At 39.1% G+C, this 19,922-nt stretch carries 16 protein-coding genes; 14 read left to right on the top strand and 2 right to left on the bottom strand.

Annotated elements, in window-relative coordinates; translation table 11 throughout:
- Positions 1 to 5: 5 nt before the first annotated feature.
- The gene (locus ACTNB3_RS14610; RefSeq protein ID WP_441026518.1) at positions 6 to 179 is read right to left on the bottom strand and encodes a hypothetical protein; all 174 of its coding nucleotides are present in this window, start codon (positions 177 to 179) and stop codon (positions 6 to 8) included.
- Between the two features lie 283 nt (positions 180 to 462).
- Here ACTNB3_RS14610 and ACTNB3_RS14605 point away from each other — a divergent pair, with 283 nt between their 5' ends.
- The 3 genes from ACTNB3_RS14605 (at position 463) to ACTNB3_RS14595 (ending at position 2,345) form a co-directional block, all read left to right on the top strand.
- Positions 463 to 891, top strand: coding sequence for a hypothetical protein (locus ACTNB3_RS14605; protein WP_441026516.1), 429 nt, complete (start codon positions 463 to 465; stop codon positions 889 to 891).
- Positions 892 to 1,890: 999 nt separating this feature from the next.
- Entirely contained in the window at positions 1,891 to 2,130 is a 240-nt protein-coding gene (locus ACTNB3_RS14600; protein ID WP_441026514.1) for a hypothetical protein, read from the top strand.
- Positions 2,127 to 2,345 (top strand): hypothetical protein, encoded by a 219-nt coding sequence (locus ACTNB3_RS14595; RefSeq protein ID WP_441026512.1) that lies wholly within the window; start codon positions 2,127 to 2,129, stop codon positions 2,343 to 2,345. Before ACTNB3_RS14600 ends, ACTNB3_RS14595 begins: the two co-directional genes overlap by 4 nt.
- An 89-nt stretch (positions 2,346 to 2,434) precedes the next feature.
- Here ACTNB3_RS14595 and ACTNB3_RS14590 read toward each other — a convergent pair whose 3' ends face one another.
- The gene (locus tag ACTNB3_RS14590; protein WP_055151734.1) at positions 2,435 to 3,349 is read right to left on the bottom strand and encodes an IS3 family transposase; all 915 of its coding nucleotides are present in this window, start codon (positions 3,347 to 3,349) and stop codon (positions 2,435 to 2,437) included.
- An 816-nt stretch (positions 3,350 to 4,165) separates the two neighbouring features.
- Here ACTNB3_RS14590 and ACTNB3_RS14585 point away from each other — a divergent pair.
- The 11 genes from ACTNB3_RS14585 to pglZ all read left to right on the top strand — a co-directional run bounded on the left by ACTNB3_RS14585 (position 4,166) and on the right by pglZ (position 19,903).
- Positions 4,166 to 4,795 (top strand): hypothetical protein, encoded by a 630-nt coding sequence (locus tag ACTNB3_RS14585; protein WP_441026509.1) that lies wholly within the window; start codon positions 4,166 to 4,168, stop codon positions 4,793 to 4,795.
- Between the two features lie 154 nt (positions 4,796 to 4,949).
- Entirely contained in the window at positions 4,950 to 5,618 is a 669-nt protein-coding gene (locus tag ACTNB3_RS14580) for a vWA domain-containing protein (RefSeq protein ID WP_441026507.1), read from the top strand.
- 3 nt (positions 5,619 to 5,621) lie between these two features.
- The gene (locus ACTNB3_RS14575) at positions 5,622 to 6,287 is read left to right on the top strand and encodes a PIN domain-containing protein (RefSeq protein WP_441026505.1); all 666 of its coding nucleotides are present in this window, start codon (positions 5,622 to 5,624) and stop codon (positions 6,285 to 6,287) included.
- A 32-nt stretch (positions 6,288 to 6,319) separates the two neighbouring features.
- Positions 6,320 to 7,135 carry a zinc-ribbon domain-containing protein gene (locus tag ACTNB3_RS14570; RefSeq protein WP_441026503.1) on the top strand — a complete coding sequence of 272 codons (816 nt, stop codon included), beginning with the start codon at positions 6,320 to 6,322 and terminating at the stop codon, positions 7,133 to 7,135.
- Positions 7,136 to 7,334: 199 nt separating this feature from the next.
- Positions 7,335 to 7,574: a helix-turn-helix domain-containing protein gene (locus ACTNB3_RS14565; RefSeq protein ID WP_178747450.1), complete on the top strand. Its 240-nt coding sequence runs from the start codon at positions 7,335 to 7,337 to the stop codon at positions 7,572 to 7,574.
- 13 nt (positions 7,575 to 7,587) lie between these two features.
- Positions 7,588 to 8,190: a DUF1819 family protein gene (locus tag ACTNB3_RS14560; RefSeq protein WP_441026501.1), complete on the top strand. Its 603-nt coding sequence runs from the start codon at positions 7,588 to 7,590 to the stop codon at positions 8,188 to 8,190.
- A gap of 1 nt (position 8,191) precedes the next feature.
- Complete coding sequence (locus ACTNB3_RS14555; RefSeq protein WP_441026499.1) at positions 8,192 to 8,770, top strand: DUF1788 domain-containing protein; 579 nt, start codon at positions 8,192 to 8,194, stop codon at positions 8,768 to 8,770.
- A gap of 13 nt (positions 8,771 to 8,783) precedes the next feature.
- Positions 8,784 to 12,449, top strand: a complete 3,666-nt coding sequence (brxC, locus tag ACTNB3_RS14550; RefSeq protein ID WP_441026497.1) for a BREX system P-loop protein BrxC — start codon at positions 8,784 to 8,786, stop codon at positions 12,447 to 12,449.
- Between the two features lie 17 nt (positions 12,450 to 12,466).
- Positions 12,467 to 16,138: a BREX-1 system adenine-specific DNA-methyltransferase PglX gene (gene pglX / locus ACTNB3_RS14545; RefSeq protein ID WP_441026495.1), complete on the top strand. Its 3,672-nt coding sequence runs from the start codon at positions 12,467 to 12,469 to the stop codon at positions 16,136 to 16,138.
- 9 nt (positions 16,139 to 16,147) lie between these two features.
- Complete coding sequence (locus tag ACTNB3_RS14540; protein WP_441026493.1) at positions 16,148 to 17,326, top strand: YaaC family protein; 1,179 nt, start codon at positions 16,148 to 16,150, stop codon at positions 17,324 to 17,326.
- Positions 17,327 to 17,335: 9 nt separating this feature from the next.
- A complete protein-coding gene (gene pglZ / locus ACTNB3_RS14535) occupies positions 17,336 to 19,903 on the top strand; it encodes a BREX-1 system phosphatase PglZ type A (protein ID WP_441026491.1) in 2,568 nt (855 codons plus the stop codon).
- The last annotated feature ends 19 nt before the right edge of the window (positions 19,904 to 19,922 follow it).

The raw sequence follows: 19,922 nt of genomic DNA, 5'->3' as shown, positions 1-19,922 counted from the left end.
GATGATTAGATATGGTTTTTGATTAGAGATTTTAATCCGTCATGGATATTTTTCTCGCTGCTTCCATCAAGAAATACAACCACTCGAAATCCCAAATTCAAAAACTGTACCTTTGCTTCTTCAAATTCTTGCTGTGACGAAAAATCATTCCGCCAGAGGTAATAGGTTGGTTTATTCATAATCTGTTTTCCCCTATTTTTTCTAAATGTATGAAACGATAGCACTATGTGTGCATGTCTTAGTAGTTCCATTAATGAATATGGAATTTTTGATTTGGTGAAGAAGAGAAGGGAATTCTTCTTGTTTTTGAATTTGTATTATAAGTATACACGAATAACGAAGAGTTTTGGTTTCATGAGATGTAACTTATATATAAATTGATGTCACTGCTATTTTTCCTTTGGAGAAAAAATAGGAGATTCTAAAAATGTTATTGTATATGAAAGAAAGGAGGTGAAATGCATGAAAAGCAGTAAAAAACTATTTAATAAAGTAACAACTAGAAAACCGGAAAGAACGAAAGGAGTAATGCTTATGAAAAAGAATTTTAGAAACGATTATCTGTCTGAGAGAAGTATAAGTAGTAGTTTTACAAACGATTTACTTAAGAACGAAATGAAAGAAAGATTGCATGAAGAGATTATAAAAATGAATTCTTCATGTGATAAGTCCTATACACACGCGTATATTCCATGGCGCGAATTTGACGGACTTTTAGTCGAATGCGAGAGGTGCGAAAAATTAGATTGTGAACGCAATGGTGGAGAAGCATTTGGTTTTAAGGTTTACTATATGCGAGGCGGTCAGGAATACGACGTTTGTACCATTGGGCTTATTTACGATGAAAGAAATGCATATGAAGCAGATTATTTGATTGATATGTACATTTAGATTATCTGTTTGCAAAACATAAGATAGGAACTGTAGTCGAAAAAGAGGAAGATGTTTGCTTTTTAGGCAGCATCTTTCTCTTTTTCGATTATTGGCGTGAAAATGTGGCGGGTATTATTTCTCGGTTGTGTGGAAAAACATTTGTCCCGGGAATTCCCATTTTGCACATATATGATAGAAAAAGAGGTTTATAGAAAAAGTATATTCTGAAGCAAAATTGAGTTGTAAGGTAATCTATGTAGAAAATGGTCATTTGTCGTATAGATTTTTCGAGAATTACACACATACTTTTTATGTTCTAAGTTTTGAAATGATTTTTGATTTATTTTAATCTAAAACTGAATTTAAACGTTATTAAAAAAACAAATTCCGTAATAAGTTATACGGAATTTGTTTTTAACGAGAAAATAAACACATTATAAATTTAAACTATCAAATGAAATTCACGTGTGAAAAATGTTTGATTTTATCTAAAAAATCCACTTGATTTAGTCAGAATCAATGAATTGCACATTCCGAATAAACGGAATGTCATTTTCGCATAAGCGGTGTATTCGGAATGCATCACCCGTGTGCTTTATTGTGAGCGGAAGCAGCCTATGCCATTGCCTGCTTGATTACCCATAAACTGCAAATAGATTCAGGGGTCAATGGGGCATATTAGCGCCGACTTTAGTCCTTGCCATTGAAGCCTGAAGACATTTGTAGTAGTACATACACCGCCTGAGTAAAAGTAGCGGACCGAGTCATCAAAAGGTTTACACTGTTTGGGCGAAATTTGCAATGAATATACAACCATAATAGAAAAAGCTATTGCACATTACAGCATATCGCTTCTACAATACAAATTGAAAGCATAAAGCAGGAATAAAGAAAAAGATACCCATATATAGTTGGGAACTTGATTGTGGAAATAAAGAAAAATACTCACATATAGCTGGGAATTCTATCTTGTGAATAGAGAAAAAGGATACCCCAGATATAGCTGGGAACTTGATTGTGAAAATAAAGAAAAAAATACTCACATATAGCTGGGAACTTGTTTATGAAAATAAAGAAAAAAGATACCCAGATATAGCTGGGAACTTGATTGTGAAAATAAAGAAAAAAATACTCACATATAGTTGGGAACTTGTTTATGAAAATAAAGAAAAAAGATACCCAGATATAGCTGGGAACTTGGTTGTGGAAATAAAGAAAAAAAGATACTCAAATAGAGATGGGAATTCTATCTTGTGAATAGAGAAAAAGGATACCCCAGATATAGCTGGGAACTTGATTACGGAAATAAAGAAAAAAGATACTCACATATAGCTGGGAACTTGATTGTGAAAATAAAGAAAAAAATACTCACATATAGCTGGGAACTTGTTTATGAAAATAAAGAAAAAAAGATACTCAAATATAGATGGGAATTTTATTTTGTGAATAAAGATAAAGGTACCCATATGTAGTTGGGAAGCTTATAATCGGCTAAGAATGATTATTATGATATGGTCCTATGTCAAGATTTAGTACAAGTTAAAATGAGGTTTTCCTCATCTTAACTTGCCATCAGCAATTCGTCTTTCTGGATTCTACGATACAGTTCTTCATAATCATTTGGAGACATATAGTCACAATGGCTATGAATACGTTTTGTATTGTAGAATGCTTCCAGATATTCGAAGACCAATCGGTACGCATGATCATAATCGCGGATTTTGAAGCGGTTCAGCCATTCACGTTTGATCAATGAATGGAATGATTCAATACATGCGTTGTCCCAAGGATAAGCTTTTTTCGAATAGCTACACTGTATACCGGCAGTTATCCTCTTGTATTCTTTGGATACATACTGGCTGCCACGATCGGAATGCAGAATCAATGGTTCTTCGATTTTACGTCTTGCTTTAGCTTTATTTATTGTTTCAATCACGCAGGATACTTCCAGTGTTTTAGAAAGTGTCCAGGCAATGATTTTTCTGGAATATAAATCCATAATACTGGTTAGATAAACAAATCCGTCTATCGTCCAGATATATGTGATATCAGAACACCAGACAGCATTTGGGCGTTCCGGATTAAACTGTTCATCAAGGATATTTTGCAATTCGCTACTGAAGTCAGAATCTTTTGTGGTAATAGTCCATGGTTTTACCCATTGTGCTTTGATTCCCATTTGCCTCATGTATTTACCAACTGTACGTTCAGAGATTATTTCCCCTGATTTTCGCAGTTCTTTGGTAATCTTTGGGGCACCGTAATTCTGTTTTGATTCATCATAAATATCCTTGATTTTGGCTTTTACCGTTTCACGACGCTGTTCAGCGTTTGAAGGAACATGTTTTAGCCATGCACGGTAACCAGAACGGGAAACGCCGAGATATTTCAACATTCCGGAGACAGAAACCCGGCGTCCAGCCTTATGGGCAGTTTCTGCCTTCTCAGCAACTTCGAGATAAATGGCTTCCGTCATTTTCCCAGAATGTTGATTGCTTTTTTTAGTACATCAAGAGCGTCCTGTGCATCACGAAGTTCACGTTTTAATCGTGCGATTTCTTTTGCTTCATCAGAAGCATAATTACCGGAACCACGGCATTCAATATCACCTGTCTCACGTAGCTCCTTTTGCCAACGTGATAATGTTTGTTGACTGATTCCTAAATTTGATGGAGGCATATAAGAAATATTGTATGTGATGCTGTTGGAGACATGTACTTTATTGAAACCAGGACTATTAAATGAAAATAGCAGAAAGAATGTAAAAGCAATTAATCAGAATCTGGATTTTGTGGTGAAAGGGAAATTGCCCACTAATGAATTAATTAAAATGCAATTTGATAGTATTAGAATTCTAATTGATTATTGAGAAAAATTGGCACTTGAGGGGGAAAGTACAATTCAAACTATTGATTAAGGACGTTGATTTACTGGACTAATTTCCCTCTCAGGCATATGGAAATCAGCTCTGTGTTTTTTTACCATAGGGTTGTGTGTGTTCTGTGCTTTCCGGCATCATTATAACAGTATCATGTAATTGATAATATATTGATTTATTTTAATGCCAAATTAGATTTTTAAAATTTGAAAAAAATGAATTCCGTAATAAGTTATACGGAATTTATTTTTTATTCGAAAAAACATCCATTACGAATATAATCTTTTAATTTTTAAAATGTCGCCTGATATGCGACCGGGAGAGAACAGATACCTGATAGATTTGTGAGTATAGAATTAAAGCCAAATTTGGTTTATAATGAGAACATGAAATAGTAAGGCAGGTATAAAGTATATGGCAAACAAAGAATTGATTGAAGAAGTTGGAAAGTACATAGACAAATACTACGAGCCAGGGACAGATGATATTAGGATGGATGAAGAAATGAAATCCATTTTTGATAAAATAACAAGCTTCCGGAAAAAAAGAAAGGAACAGAAGAAGCAGGAAGCACCTGCTGACTATGAGACAGATATGTCTGCTCCAGCAGAATTTGACGTGGGCAGCATGAAAAAAACGAAGATTACCAAAGAAATGTCGCAAACAATGGCGACAAACCGAAACATAGATGATCTGATGAATCAGATGGAAGAGACATTTTCACAGCGTCTTCTTCGTATGATTGATGAGAGGGGATTGGCAGATTCTGAAGTATATACAAAAGCATATGTTGACCGGAGACATTTTTCAAAGATCCGGAAAGATATCAACTACGCACCAAATAAGAAAACGGTGCTGGCTTTTACGATAGCATTAGAGTTATCCCTGGATGAAGCAAAGGATTTGCTGCGCAGTGCCGGGTTTGCATTATCCAGAAGTTCCAAAACAGATATTATAGTGGCATATTTTTTGCAGAATAAAATCTATGATATGTTTGAAATCAATGACGTATTGTATGCTTATGGGCAGCCGGTATTTGGTTAAGTGAAAAGGAAAGGCGAAATTTCAATGTCGCCTGGTATGCGACCAACTCAGTTGGTTCTGTATATAAAATGTGATTATAAACGATTGAAGGAGGTAATCCCGCAATGGGATGCCATTATGACCTATAAAACAGGGTCAAGAAGGAGGTAATCACATGAATACAGGATTAACTGAGTTGGTTTTTATTTTAGACAGAAGTGGTTCCATGGGAGGTCTTGAGAGCGATACAATCGGCGGATTTAATGGAATGATTGCAAGACAGAAATCAGAAGGTAAGCAGGTAAATGTAACAACAGTGTTGTTTGATGATCAGGTGGAGATCATTCATGATCGCTTTCCGATTGAGATTATTGAGCCTTTGACTGAAAAAGAATACTATGTCCGAGGATGTACGGCACTTCTGGATGCAGTGGGGGCAGCGATTGAAAAGATTGATAATGTCCAGAAACATCTCCCGGAAGCACACAAAGCCGAAAAAGTCATTTTTGTTATTACTACGGATGGATTGGAAAATTCCAGTGAAAATTTTACATATGAACAGGTCCGGAGAATGATCAGAGCAAAAAAAGAGTGTGGATGGGAATTCTTATTCCTTGGTGCCAATATTGATGCCGGGAAAGAAGCGGAAAAAATCGGTATTGCCCGTAACCGTTCTGTGACATATGAAAATGACCCGGAAGGTGTTGCTATCAATTTCAAAGCCGTGGGCAGGGCGGTGTCAAAAGCAGTACAGGCAGAAAGCATGGAAGAAGTATTTGATGGTAACTGGTCAGAGGAGATTGTAGAGCATAAGAAAAACAGTCGAGGAAGAAAGAGAGGGTAGGATATGTATTTTCTGGTGGATTTTGAAAATGTAAGAAGTGGCGGACTTCGGGGTGTGGATTATCTGGAAGAAACTGATTATCTTACGATATTCTTCAGTAATGCTGCCCACAGCTGTGAAAACAGATACCTGGAGGATATTGAAAGATCGGGCTGTCATTTCGATACATGTAAACTAAAAAATACGGGAAAGAATGGCTTAGATTTCTATATTGCTTCAAGAGTGGGAGAGTTTTATGGTACCGGACATAAAGAACGTGTTGCAATCATCAGTAAAGATCAGGGATACAAGGCAGTGCGTGATTATTGGGATGTGAGGTTGCCATCCAATAATAAGATTATAATTTCTCCATCTGTTGAAAGAAGTCTGATAGCCAGCAATGACAATAGTAACAGGGTAAAACGCCTGAAGGAAAAACTGGCAGGAGTGGATATTGATGTGTTCCAGGCTAGATATGAGGAGCGGATGAGATTACAGGAGATTTTGAGACAAATATTCGGCGGAACAGATTATGCCAGTAAAATGTCGGAAATCCAGAATATGATGGAAACGGCTAAAACACCGAAGATCATTTACCTGAATTCCCTGCACAGGTTTGGAAAAAAACAGGGGCTTGAGATATACAGACGGATAAAACCAGTGTTACATCAAAATGTTGCACAGGCATAATTATAAAAATAAATTACACGGAGGAAAAAATTATGGCAATGATGGAGTGCCCGAATTGTGGAGAACAGGTATCAGATAAGGCAAAAAAATGTGTGCATTGTGGAGCAGTTCTGATACCGGAAGAAAAAAGATACTGTCAGGAATGTGGTGCAGAATTGGATGCGGAGGCAGATGTCTGTCCGAAGTGCGGATGCCCTATCGAAGATGCGAAAGAAAGTGAAACAGCACCACAGCAGGTGGAAGTAACAGGAGTAAAGATAGCAAAAAAATCAAAGAAAACAATAGCGATTGCGGCTGTAGTATTATTAATTGTCGCACTGATTGCAGTGGCTGTTGTGCAGGGACAAAAGAAAAAAGAGGCAGAGGAAGCAGCAAAAAGAATTGAAGAATACTCTGCTAATCTGGAACTTGTAACGTATTCTATGCTATCCGGAGCCGGTGATGCGGAAACATGTGGAAATCTGATAAAAAAAGTCTGGTACAACGCAATTTATGAGGAACGGGATGATTCGACTGATAAATATACCAGACCAAGTGGTTATTTCGTATCGGATTTTAATGATGCGTTACAGAATTTATATTCCGATTCTTCTTTCAGTCTGCAGATAAGCGGTATTGAGGATAATCAGGATACAGTAAACTCACTGATGAAGAAGTTGAAAAATCCACCGGATGAATATGAGGATGCGTATGAAGCGGTAGCGGAATTATATGATGCTTATCTGACACTGACTAATCTGGCGACAGATCCATCTGGCAGCCTCCAGACATTTTCGTCCAATTTTAATGATGCAGATTCAGAGGCGCTGAAGTGTTTTAATGCAGTAAAAATGTATCTGGAGGAGTAATCTTACCAGAATATTGGAAAGCATGGCATGAGAAGGAGTTTGAATATCATTTTCAAACTCCTTCGCTGTGAAAATCTTGAAAAACGATGAAAAATCACTCGAACACCATTTTTTTTGATACCCAAAGAAAGAATTCTATGCTACAATAATATACGTAGCATGAGAAGATAAAAAGTACGTGAATAATGAGGTATCAGGTATGGCAGTATCTTATAAAAAGCTTTTCAAAATGCTGATAGATAGGGATATGAAAAAGAAAGATTTCAGGGAACTGACGGGAATTAGCAGCAATACCGTTACGAAACTTGCGAATAATGAAAATGTCACTATGGAAGTAATCGAAAAGATTTGTATTCATATGGGCTGCACAGTCGATGAAATCGTAGATATTATTCCTGATAATCAAATAGATGAGAATAGAGAAAAGACAGTGGAATAGAGAGGTTTTTCATATGGAATGTAAGAAATATAGCGCAGGTCTTATGTCTCAGTCATTCTGGTTTCTGGAATTTAAGAAGGCAGTGAAAATGAGACAGGAAGGAATGGCATATGACGATATAAAGAAAAAATGTGTGGAGGAGAACCTCTTCGGAGCAGCAAAGGAGTACCGTGCACTGCGTATGGCAGGATATATCATTACCCGTGTGAAAGCAATGGATGATACTCTTGTGGATTTGTTCTGTACTTCTGATCTGGCGACACAGAAACTGATCAACCTGGTTACAATATTAAGAACAGACAGGTTGTTTTTTGAGTTTGTATATGAAACCTATCGGGAAAAAGTGATTCTTGGTGTAGAGATTATGGAAGAATCAGATGTGAATGTGTTCTTTACCAGGAAAGAAGCACAGAGTGAGCTGATTGCCGGATGGAAGGACAGTACAAAACGCCATCTTCGTTCCTGCTATTTAAACTTTATGACAGATGCCAATTTGCTGACCGTGATCGATAAAAAGAAAATGATCACACCGCCTATCTTGGATATTGCGCTGGAAAGGTATTTGCAGTCAGTTGATGAAGAAGTGCTGGTAAAGGCTCTGACGGGGGTAAACTAAGATGAATACATTGGAAGAAAGATTGGATCAGGCAGAAGCTATGATAAAAAAGCCTTCATTCCGGAAAAATAAAGGTTTGGGGAATGAAGTCGGATATTATATTTTTGACTATCCTCCGGAGCAGGAATTGTTGGTACGTGAAAGGGTTGAATATATCCGGAAAAAGAATGAGCAGTCAGATGACGAATATCGTATTGTGGTATTTGATCTGTATGAGATTATTATAGAAATCCTAAAAGAAAAAGGTTATCTGGAAAAATGCTATGAATTTGAAAAAAAGAGGGGATTTGACCGGATTACAAAAGCCGTGGGAAATATGCTTCGTATCACGGCTAAAGACAGTTTGATTGTAAATTATATCAGGGAACGCACACCGGAAAAGGCGATTGTGTTTCTTGTAGGAATAGGAAAGTGTTATCCGATTCTTCGGTCACATACCGTTCTGAATAATCTTCATCAGGTCATTGACAATGTACCGGTTGTGATGTTTTATCCAGGAAAGTATGATGGACAGGAACTGATCCTTTTTGGGGAGATCAAGGATGACAATTATTATCGGGCGTTTAAGCTGGTTGAGTAAAGGAGTACGCAAGATGAAAATAGGGCAAATGTTTGTAAAACCGATTGACCGTGACCTGAAAGGCGTTATTAAGGTGGGTCAGGATGATGACAGAAATATCCAGCAGGAACTGGAAGAGTATGTAGTAACCCGTGAGTTACAGAAACATTTTCGTGATTTTTTTGATAGTTATAAGCGTGGGATTACCGGAACAACAGATAAAATGGGCGTGTGGATCTCAGGTTTCTTTGGAAGTGGTAAATCCCACTTTCTGAAAATCCTGTCTTATCTTCTGGAAAATAAAACAGTCAATGGAAAGACTGCTTTGGAATATTTTGAGGAAGATGAAAAGATCAAAGACCGTATGGTGCTGGCGGATATGAGGCTGGCAGCTACGATTCCGACGGATGTTGCTCTTTTTAACATTGACTCTAAAAGTGAGATGAATGGAAAAGAGAATAAAGAGGCCATCCTCTCTGTATTCCTGAAAGTGTTTAACGAAATGCAGGGATTTTATGGTGCAATACCGGCACTGGCAGATGTGGAACGGAACCTGACAGAAGCCCACAGGTACGAAGAATTTGAAGAGACGTTTGAGGAGTCCTTTGGTAAGCCTTGGAAAGAAGCCCGCAGCGATTTTGACTTTATTCAGGATGATTTTGTAGATGTGCTGGTAGATATGGGCTATATGAGTGAAGCAGCAGCACGTAATATATGCGAAAAAGCAACCAGACCATATTCCATCACTATTGAAGAATTTGCGTCTATGGTCAAGAAATACCTGGATAGAAAAGGTAATAACCACCATATCGTATTTCTGGTGGATGAGATCGGACAGTACATTGGCGATAACTCCAGTCTGATGCTTAACCTTCAGACTGTAGTAGAGAATCTGGGAACCGCCTGCCATGGAAAAGCATGGGTCATTGTAACCAGCCAGCAGGATATTGATTCGATTACAAAAACAAAGGGAAATGATTTTTCAAAGATTCAGGGACGTTTTGATACCAGATTGTCTCTGTCTTCCGCCAATGTTGATGAGGTTATCCGTGAGAGGGTTTTGAAGAAAACGGAAACGGCTGCTCAGACGTTGGAATTATACTATGATGAAAAAGAGATCATTGCAAAGAATCTGATTCTGTTTAATGATGGCGTGGAGAAAAAGCTGTATGCAGACCGGAATAACTTTGCTGAAGTTTATCCGTTTATTCCATACCAGTTTAATCTGTTAGGAAGTGTTTTGACATCCATCCGTACCCATGGAGCATCCGGTAAGCATCTGGCAGAGGGAGAGCGTTCTATGTTAGCATTGTTCAAAGAGTCTGCCATGCGTGTGATGAATCAAGAAACCGGTACGATTGTGCCGTTCCATATGTTTTATGACGCTCTGGAGCAGTTTCTGGACCACTCCCACAAGGGCGTTATTTCCCGTGCCTTGGATAATGACTATCTGAATCCGGATCATGCTGAAGAATGCTTTGATGTGAATGTACTCAAGACACTCTTTATGATTAAGTACGTGAAAGAAATCAAAGCCAACATTGAGAATATTACCAGTCTGATGGTAGACCATATGGATAATGACCGTATGGAACTGTCGCAGAATGTAGAAGATGCCCTGAAGCGGCTCATTCGTCAGACATTGGTGCAGAAAAATGGGGATATTTACGTATTCCTGACCAATGAAGAACAGGAGATCAATCGGGCAATCGAAGCACAGCCTGTGGATGCAGGAGAGATTACAGCCAAGGTATCGGAACTGATTTTTGACGGTTTATTTGATGAAAAGAAGTATCGCTATCCTGCTTTCAATGGCCGTTATGCCTTTGGATTTAACCAGGTGGTGGATGATAAGCCATATAAAGCCGGTCAGAATTATGATATTACCTTAAAAATCCTGACACCAAACAGCGATGAAGTTGCAGATGATACAACTATGCGGTTACTGTCTGCACAGAGTCACTGTGTATTAGTGGTGCTCCCGGATGACCGTTCATTTTTGGATGAAATCCGTTCTTCCTTGCAGATAGAAAAGTTTATCCGTTTCGATGCTACCAATACGGTGACAAAGTACGAGCAGATCAAGGAAGCAAAAAAGGTGGAACTGCGTGAGAGAAGTGCAGCTGCACGTTTGTTTTTGGAGGAATCTTTAAAATCGGCAGTGATTTATGTAAATGGTGATCAGGTTCAGACAACGGTAAAAGAGGTTTCTTCCCGTATCAATGATGCCATTGGGAAACTGGTTGCTTCCGTGTACCATAAACTTTCTTATATTGACACTGCCATGAATGAAGCGGATATTAAGAAGTTGTTTAGCAATAGCAGCCAGCAGCTGTCTTTAGCAGGAACCAATACGACACCGAACAGTCTTGCCTTGCATGATGTGAATGATTATATTGCGGTGAATACGTCCCGTCATACGAAGACTTCCATGAAGTCTCTGCTGGATCGATTTATGAAAGCACCATATGGATTCGTGGAAGCAGATGTACAGTGGCTGGTTGCAAAACTGTTCAAGGACGGGGAGATTGCGTTCTTTGTAAATAGTGAATCTGTGACCCTTCTGTCAAAGAGTGTAGATGAGATTGTCCGGTTTATTACACGGAAAGAATTTAATGAGCGTTTGATGACGGAGAAACGTGTCCGTGCCAGCGAGAAGCAGAAAAAAGCGGTGCGGGAGGTTATGAAAGAGCTGTTTGGAGTATCTCCGTCCAGCGATGACGATGATGCTGTCATGAGCAGCTTTATCGGATATGCAGGAAGATTAAAGACTGATCTGGAAAAACTGGAAATCCGCTATCAGAGCCAGCCGTTGTATCCGGGAAAATCCTTGGTACTTCAAGGGAAAAAATTGATGAATGACGTGTCCCAGTTAAAGAACGCTAATGAATTCTTTGCTTCTGTTGACAGTGACAGGGATGATTATCTCGATTTTGCGGGGGATTATGAACCAGTGAAAAAATTCTTTTCTGGGGATCAGATTACGATCTTTGACCGTGCAATCCGTCTGATGGCGATTTATGATGACAGCCGTACCTTTATCGTGAATAAAGAAATAGAATCCATCGTGGAGCAGGTGAAATCCATTATGAAAAAGGCTGTTCCATACAGTGATATTTTTAAACTGCCGGGATTATTGGATGAGTTTTCGAATACCTACAGTAAGCTGTTGGATGAAATGGAAGCTCCGATAGAAGAAGCGATTGATGAAGCAAGAAAGCGTGTATTACAGGAACTGGAAGGAAAGCTGTGTGAAGGACAGCTTAGCAGCAGATATACAGACCGATTCCAGGAACTGCATGAAAAAGCCAGTCATTGTAATAATGTGGCGACACTTCAGAATATTAAAATTGAAGCGGATGCGTTAAAGGTTCGTTGCCTAAATGAGATTGCTGATATGGAAAGCAGATTGCAGGCTCAGAAAATGGCGGAGGAAGAGAAAAAAGAAGGACGGAAACAGTCACAGCCAGATGTAATCCGTGATGGCGGAAATTCTTATGGATTAGGAAAATCTGATAAACAACAAGCTGGATCAGTACCAAAACAGAAGAAGCAACGTACAATCAGCATTAAGTCAATTAACACAGAAACAACATGGCAGCTGGAAACAGAGGAAGATGTGAAAAGATATGTTGCAGATTTAGAAAAAAAATTATTGGCACAACTCGAAAACGATACGGTAATTCATGTTGAGTTTTAATAAATGGAGATAACGTTATGAATAAAACAGCGATTAAAAATTTTGCGGTATGGGCGAGAAATAAGCTCATTGCCGACATTACATATAAAGCGGGACTGATTGGTGTGAGCGAGAAAGGCATCGCCCAGCCACTTTCTCAGTCCTCCAAGGACTTGCAGTTCTTTGATATTGGCACAAAGGACTATGTGCAGGTCGCCGGTTCTGACATTGAACAGAGAAACGCTCTGGTCAGAGCCATTCAGGAAAAAGAGCGTACAAGCGATTATAAGACTGCTTTCAAGGCGGTCATTGAAGAAGTTGCCTATACTTGGTTCAACCGACTGATCGCTATTCGATTCATGGAAGTAAACGAGTATCTCCCTTCCAGAATCCGTGTACTATCTTCTGAAAATCCTGCCAAGAACGAGCCTGACTTCGTGACCACTCCATTTGATACCGATATGGAGTTTACAATGGCAGAACACGACAAAATCATGCAGCTGAAGGACGAAAATAAGCTGGATGAACTGTTCCGTATGCTTTTCATCAAGCAGTGCAACAAGCTCAATGGGATTCTACCTGAGCTGTTTGAAGAAACCAATAACTACACCGAGCTTCTTCTCAGCATTTCCTTCACGGATCATGATGGTGTGGTTTATCATCTGGTGCATGACATTACTGAGTACGACTTCAACATAGAAAAAGAAGGTCAGGTTGAGATCATCGGCTGGATGTACCAGTATTACAATATTGAGCCGAAAGACGAGACCTTTGCTCTGCTGAAGAAGAATGTGAAGATTACCAAGGAGCGTATCCCTGCGGCAACACAGTTGTTCACACCGGACTGGATTGTGCGTTATATGGTGGAGAACAGCCTTGGGCGTCTTTGGGTGGAAGGTCATCCCAGCGACAGCCTGAAAGAAAACTGGAAATACTATCTGGAAGAAGCTGAACAGGAAGCGAGTGTGCAGGCAAAGCTTGAACAGATTCGTGCGGAATATCGCAATCTGAACCCGGAAGATATTAAGGTCATCGACCCTTGTATGGGTTCCGGTCATATTCTGGTATATTGCTTCGATGTGCTGATGCAGATTTACGAGTCTCAGGGATATACGCAGAGAGATGCTGTACAGTCCATTCTGGGAAACAACCTGTTCGGTCTGGATATTGATAAGCGAGCTGCACAGCTGGCATACTTTGCCGTTATGATGAAAGCTCGTCAGTATGACCGCCGCATTTTTACCCGTGAAATCAAACCTCATGTGTATGCTATTGAGGAAAGCAATGGCATCAATCGTGGGCAGCTGAAATATTTTGGCGCTGATCTCAGCCCTATCGAGAGAAATAAGGCAAAGCTCCAGGTCAGCGGCTTGCTCGATACGATGGTTGATGCAAAAGAATACGGTTCCATTCTGAATGTAGAAAACTACGATTGGGAACTCCTTCAGCGTTTCGCTGAAAGCATCGACGATGCAGGACAGATGAGCTTGGATATCATTGGTATCAATCAAACACAGGTGCAGTTGCTTACATTGATCCAAATTGCTCATGTTTTATCACAAAAGTATGATGCGGTCATTACAAATCCGCCTTATATGGGGAATAGAGGAATGAGCGCAAAGCTGACCACATATGTTCAGAAATATCATCCTAATAGTAAAAGTGATATGTTTGCGGTATTTATTGAACAGTGTAGATATATGACGAAGTTTGGCTCTTACTATGGAATGATTACACAGCCATCTTTCCTTTTCTTGACAGTTTTTGAAGCACTTAGAAAAGAAATTATTAGTAAACAGACAATAGTTAATCTTCTGCACATGGGTAGAGGAGTATTTGGCATTGATTTTGGTTCCACGGCATTTGTTATTAAGAACGAAGCAACTAAAAATTATATTGGTTCTTATATGAAGTTGCATCAGAGAACATTCCAGTATATTGCCCCTGAAGATATTGAAGGATTATTCATGAATGCAAAAGAGAACCATGAATTTGAATATGATTTTACCAGGTATAATTCTGATATAGTCACTGAAGATGAACCGGAAGCAATGGAAATCACTGATAATCAAACACAAAAGCTCTTTTATACAATTAGGCAGAACAATTTCTTAATGATTCCTGGAACGCCTATTGCATATTGGTTAAGTCCTGCATTTATTGATGCTTTCCAAGGACAGAAATTGGGTGATGTTGCGGAAATTATTACCGGAATGACGACAGGAAACAATAATGAGTTTGTTCGTCTTTGGTATGAAGTAGATAGAAATGCGTGTGCTATTGGATACAAGTCAATGGATAAAATTGATTTTTCGGAGTGTAAATGGATTCCATATAGTAAAGGCGGAAATCGACGCAACTGGGCGGGTAATGCTGACTATGTTGTTAACTGGCTTAGAAAGGATGAATTCAACAGATCAAAGACAACATTACAACATTTGTACCTAAGAGAAGGGTTAACATGGCCTTTTATCTCAAGTGGAAAATTCTCTGCAAGATACCTTCCGCATGGTTTTTTGTGGGATGTTGCAGGTTCCCCGTGCTTCTTTGATAATAAGAAAGAAATGTTGTATGCGTTAGGTTTCTTGTGCACTAAAATTGCAGACCAAGCCTTAAAAATTATGAATCCGACTATAAACGTACAGGCAATAGACCTTGCCAAATTGCCATTTATTTATGACAAAGATAGAGAAAATGAAATTGTATCCATCGTGAAACGTAATATCTTTTTATCGTCTATTGATTGGGATGCAAGTGAATTGTCATGGGAATTTAAAAAACATCCTATGGTTCGATACGGAAAATCATTGAAAGATGCCTACAAGGAATGGGAGAGCGAATGTGATAGTAGATTTACAGAGTTAAAGCAAAATGAGGAAGATTTGAATGCTATTTTTGCTGGAATCTACGGATTAAATGGCGAATTAAATCCAACAATTGCCGAAGCTGATGTGACTGTATTTAAAGCAGATGCTGCAAGAGATATACGGAGTTTGATTTCCTATGCAGTAGGTTGTATGTTCGGTCGATATTCACTTGATGTTGAGGGCTTGACTTATGCAGGCGGTGAATGGGATGACAGTAAGTACAGCACATTTATTCCGGACAGGGATAACTGTATCCCAATTACCGATGAAGCCTATTTCGAGGATGATATTGTCGGTCAGTTCGTCGACTGGATGAAGAAGGCATTTGGCGAAGAAAATTTGGAAGCAAACCTTGATTTCATCGCTAAGGCACTTGGTAACAAGGGTACAACTTCTCGTGAAGTGATTCGCAACTATTTCCTGAATGACTTCATGAAGGAGCATATCAAGATTTATCAGAAACGTCCGATTTACTGGCTTTTTGACAGTGGCAAACAGAACGGCTTCAAGGCACTGGTTTATATGCACCGTTGGAACGCTGATACTGTCGGCAATTTGCGTGTGGAATATCTCCATAAGATGCAGCACACCTATGAGCGTGAAATTATCCGTATGCAGGAAACCATCGACAATAGCCGTGCTTCTCGAGAAGTATCAAAAGCTACCAAGCGTAAGGACAAGCTCCAGAAGCAACTGAAAGAAACCAAGGACTATGACGCTAAACTGGCTCACATTGCCCTCTCTCGTATTGATATTGATCTGGACGATGGTGTTAAGGTAAACTATGAAAAGGTTCAGACCGGTAGAGACGGCAGGAAAATGCAGATTCTGGCGAAGATTTGAGGTGACTAAATGCCAAAGAGAACTAATATTGAGATTGATAACATACCATATCAATACAAAAATCGTAAACTTCAAATGGGAAAAAGTTATACTTCACCTGATTTTGGTAGTCATACAGTTTTAACGGATGATATTTTTACTTATATAGACTTTTATTTTTCGGGCCATAAGAAAGCTATGAAATATCGAAATGCTACTGTATCAAAGCCTAAATACGGAGATGAGAGAAAGTACCATTATTCTTTTTACTGGAAGCAAGCAATGTCTTTCTATTGTGCTGCCAAAACATTACCGATAGAATCAGTGCCACTCTTATCATATTATTCAATTTTAAATGCAGTGAAAGCATTTTTGGCATTTAAATGTGAGTATATTGAAGATTTTGTGGAAGATTTTTCAAGACATGGTTTGTTTGAAAATACCAATATTTCGGGAAATGATCTTTCATCTATATATGTAGGACATCAAAATAAAGGTGTCTTTGTCTTGTTTGGAAGAATGCTTGAACAAAATTTTGATACTATTTGGGTAAGTGGTAAGCTGAATACAATTCCATTGAAAAAATTATTTTATAATTTAGCATTTATTCATCGAGCCTTTATTACAACTTATAATACACCAAGAGGAGCTAAAATCCCAGAATTATTTATTCCTGTTAAGACATCGCAATCACCATGTTATTTTAAAGGAAATGATTCAAATTTATATTTAAAATTTGAAATAGATAGTTCATTGTTTGGTGTTGCTCCACTCACTGTTCCGACTGCGTATATAAACAGTATCTCTTCAAAGTTTAAAGTTTCGAATGAGAATAAGTTCATTTTGCAAAGTGTAAATGGTGCGAAAAGAAATACCCAGGACAGTTTGTCAGCAGATTTTAAAAATGGGAACGATGAGCTAAGGCGTGAGTTTCAATATATTCGTTCAAGCAAGAGATTGTGGTATTTAAAAAGAACTGCTTTGAGTAATCCAGATGTTATGAATATTAACAGTATGTTGATTATTATGGCGGCTATGCATAGAATTAGTGAAATTGTTCGGTATAAACCGGAACAAATGGCACATTTGTTAAATTCAAAAGAAAATTGGCTGTTGCATGAATTTTTGACATTATCATTAGACCAGTTTATTGACGAACTGGCAGCTGAAATTACTGGACAAGATATAATGTGTACAGGAATTAAGTAGGAGAACAAGATGGCAGAGCTTACCCTAAAACAAATTACAGACAAATTGAATAGCGAGTTTACCGGTGAAGTTCGCAAGCTGGTCTTTTGGTATGATGCCAACGCAGAGTTTTTGGAGGATGTGACCACAATGGATCTGGTGAATGCCAAGGTGCTGCATCTGGAACCGGATAACCAGTTCTATACGAAATACTTTTTGGAGTGCGTGGATACCACGACCAATTATCTGGTATATGCTCCTTTTGCGAAACCTGCCATTCGTGATAACCATTTGGCGGATATCATCAAGTATTCCAAAGAGTTCTTTGCTGACAGAGCTTCCTTGCTGACCATCGACTTGGGCATTGATGAACGCTATAAGCCGGTGATCCAGCACTATATCAAGTTCTTCGGTGAGAAAAAACGTACTCAGGCTTTCTACGATCTGGAACTTGAAACATTTAACAGAAATACCATTGAGATTGCTCTGATGAGTGTTCTCTGTAAGTGCAAGACTCCTTCCTACGAAGAAGTTCTTCGTACCGTTCTGACGGATGCAGGCTTTGAAGATAATCCGTATCTGGCAGAGTTTAAGAAATATGACCTTCTGGATGCGTTCTGGCGTCAGGCTCAGGATGTGTTCGGATATGCAGATGAGAAGCCTACTCTTGAAAAGTTCACGATGACCATGTTCGTGACCTATGTAACCAAGATTATTTCTGCGGATATGCCGGCTGCATGGAAGCCGTTCATCAGTTTCAAGTCTGGCAATGTTATCGCATTTATCGACAATCTGATGAACAGCTATATCTATGGAGACCGCTTTGACGAAATTTCTAAAATGGTCTATGACAGACTGAAAGCTTACACAGAGTTCAGAAAGATCCCGGTGGAAGCCTTAGTATCTTGTGGTATCTTTGCAGGGGTTGACGAGTTTCTGATTGAATGGGCTACCGAACGACTGGAACTGGAAGATGTTGCTGCAAAGTTGGGTGATACAACCATTCCACAGCTTACCAAACAACGCCGCCAAGGACATTTTGGCAAGCACTATGCTAACGAATACTTTGTGCTGCAGAATGCTTGGAGTATCATTTCCGGTTCTCAGTATGCTCCTTCTGCAAGTCTGAATGAAATGGTAAAGAATTACACAAGCGAGCTTTACAAGATGGATCGCTATTACCGTTATTTTTATTACTATCTGGATAAGCTCGAAGATGCGACAAGGTTCGACAAGCTGAAAGAGCTGGTTGAAAATATCTATGCAAATGAATATCTGGCGAAGATATGCATCAACTGGAACGACCTGTTCAGCACCGAACGGGAGTCTTTGCAGATCACAAAGCAGCCTGATTTCTTCAACCGCAATGTAAACTATGCCAAAGATCAGTTGGTTGTCATTATCTCCGATGCCCTGAGATATGAAGTAGGTATGACTCTTCTTGAGAAATTGCAGGCAGACGAGAAATGCACCGCAACAATGAAAACAATGGCAAGCACTCTACCTTCTATTACACAGTATGGTATGGCTGCATTGCTTCCTCATAGAAGTCTGGAATTGATCGAGGACTATTCTGTATTGGTGGACGGACAGAAAACGGATACTCTGGAACAGCGTCAGGCAATTCTACATAAATATAAACCCGCCAGCAGATGCGTTCAGTATGATGATATCAAGAATCTGAGCGTGGCAGATCTCCGCAGCATCTTCACCCGTCAGGATGTGGTTTATATCTACCACAACCAAATTGATGCCAGAGGCGACAAACTGAACACCGAAAACGAAGTGTTCAATGCCTGCGCCGAAGCTGTGGATGAAATCTCTGCACTGATCCGCCGTTTAACCACCAGTGCCAACAGATCACGTTTTATTGTGACCGCTGATCACGGTTTCATCTATAGAAGAAACAAACTGTCTGAAAGCGATAAAATTGGTTCTGTGGCTGCTTCGGCAGGCAAGGTGAATTCTGGCGAAGCCATAAGTGAAGGTACTAGGGAGTATGTTTTGGGACGTCGATATTTGCTCTCTACAGAAGCCATATCCACGGAAGGCGTTGATTCGACAGTAGTTGGTATTATGATGCAGAATAAAGACGAGCGAAAGGTATCTTATCCGATAGGAGCAGATATTTTCAAAGCACCAGGTACTGGTATGAATTTTGTACATGGAGGATCTTCCCCACAAGAAATGATCATTCCGCTGATTGAGGTTAAAACAGAACGTGGTTACAAAGAAACTACGACTGCACAGATTGCTTTAGTGAGTTTGACTACGAAGATTACCAACCTAATTACCTCTTTGGATTTTGTGCAGACGGATGCGGTAAATGATGTAGTCAAAGAAACAACTTATCGTATCTATTTTGTGGACGATAATGACGAAAAGATATCCAACGAACATTTATATGTTGCAGATAAGAAGGACAAGGATACAGTGAAGAGAGTATTCCGGTTGAGATTCTCTTTCAAGAATAAAAAATACAGTAAGAATCAGAAGTATTATTTGGTAGCATATGATGATAACAATTCTTTGGAAGTACTACGACATGAAATCGTAATGGACATTGCGTTTGCAGATGATTTTGGCTTTGGATTTTAAAATTGTAATGTGGAGGGGA

The organism is Bariatricus sp. HCP28S3_D3, from assembly GCF_052065755.1.
GTDB lineage: Bacteria > Bacillota > Clostridia > Lachnospirales > Lachnospiraceae > Allocoprococcus.
This window is presented reverse-complemented; position numbering and strand designations above follow the sequence as displayed.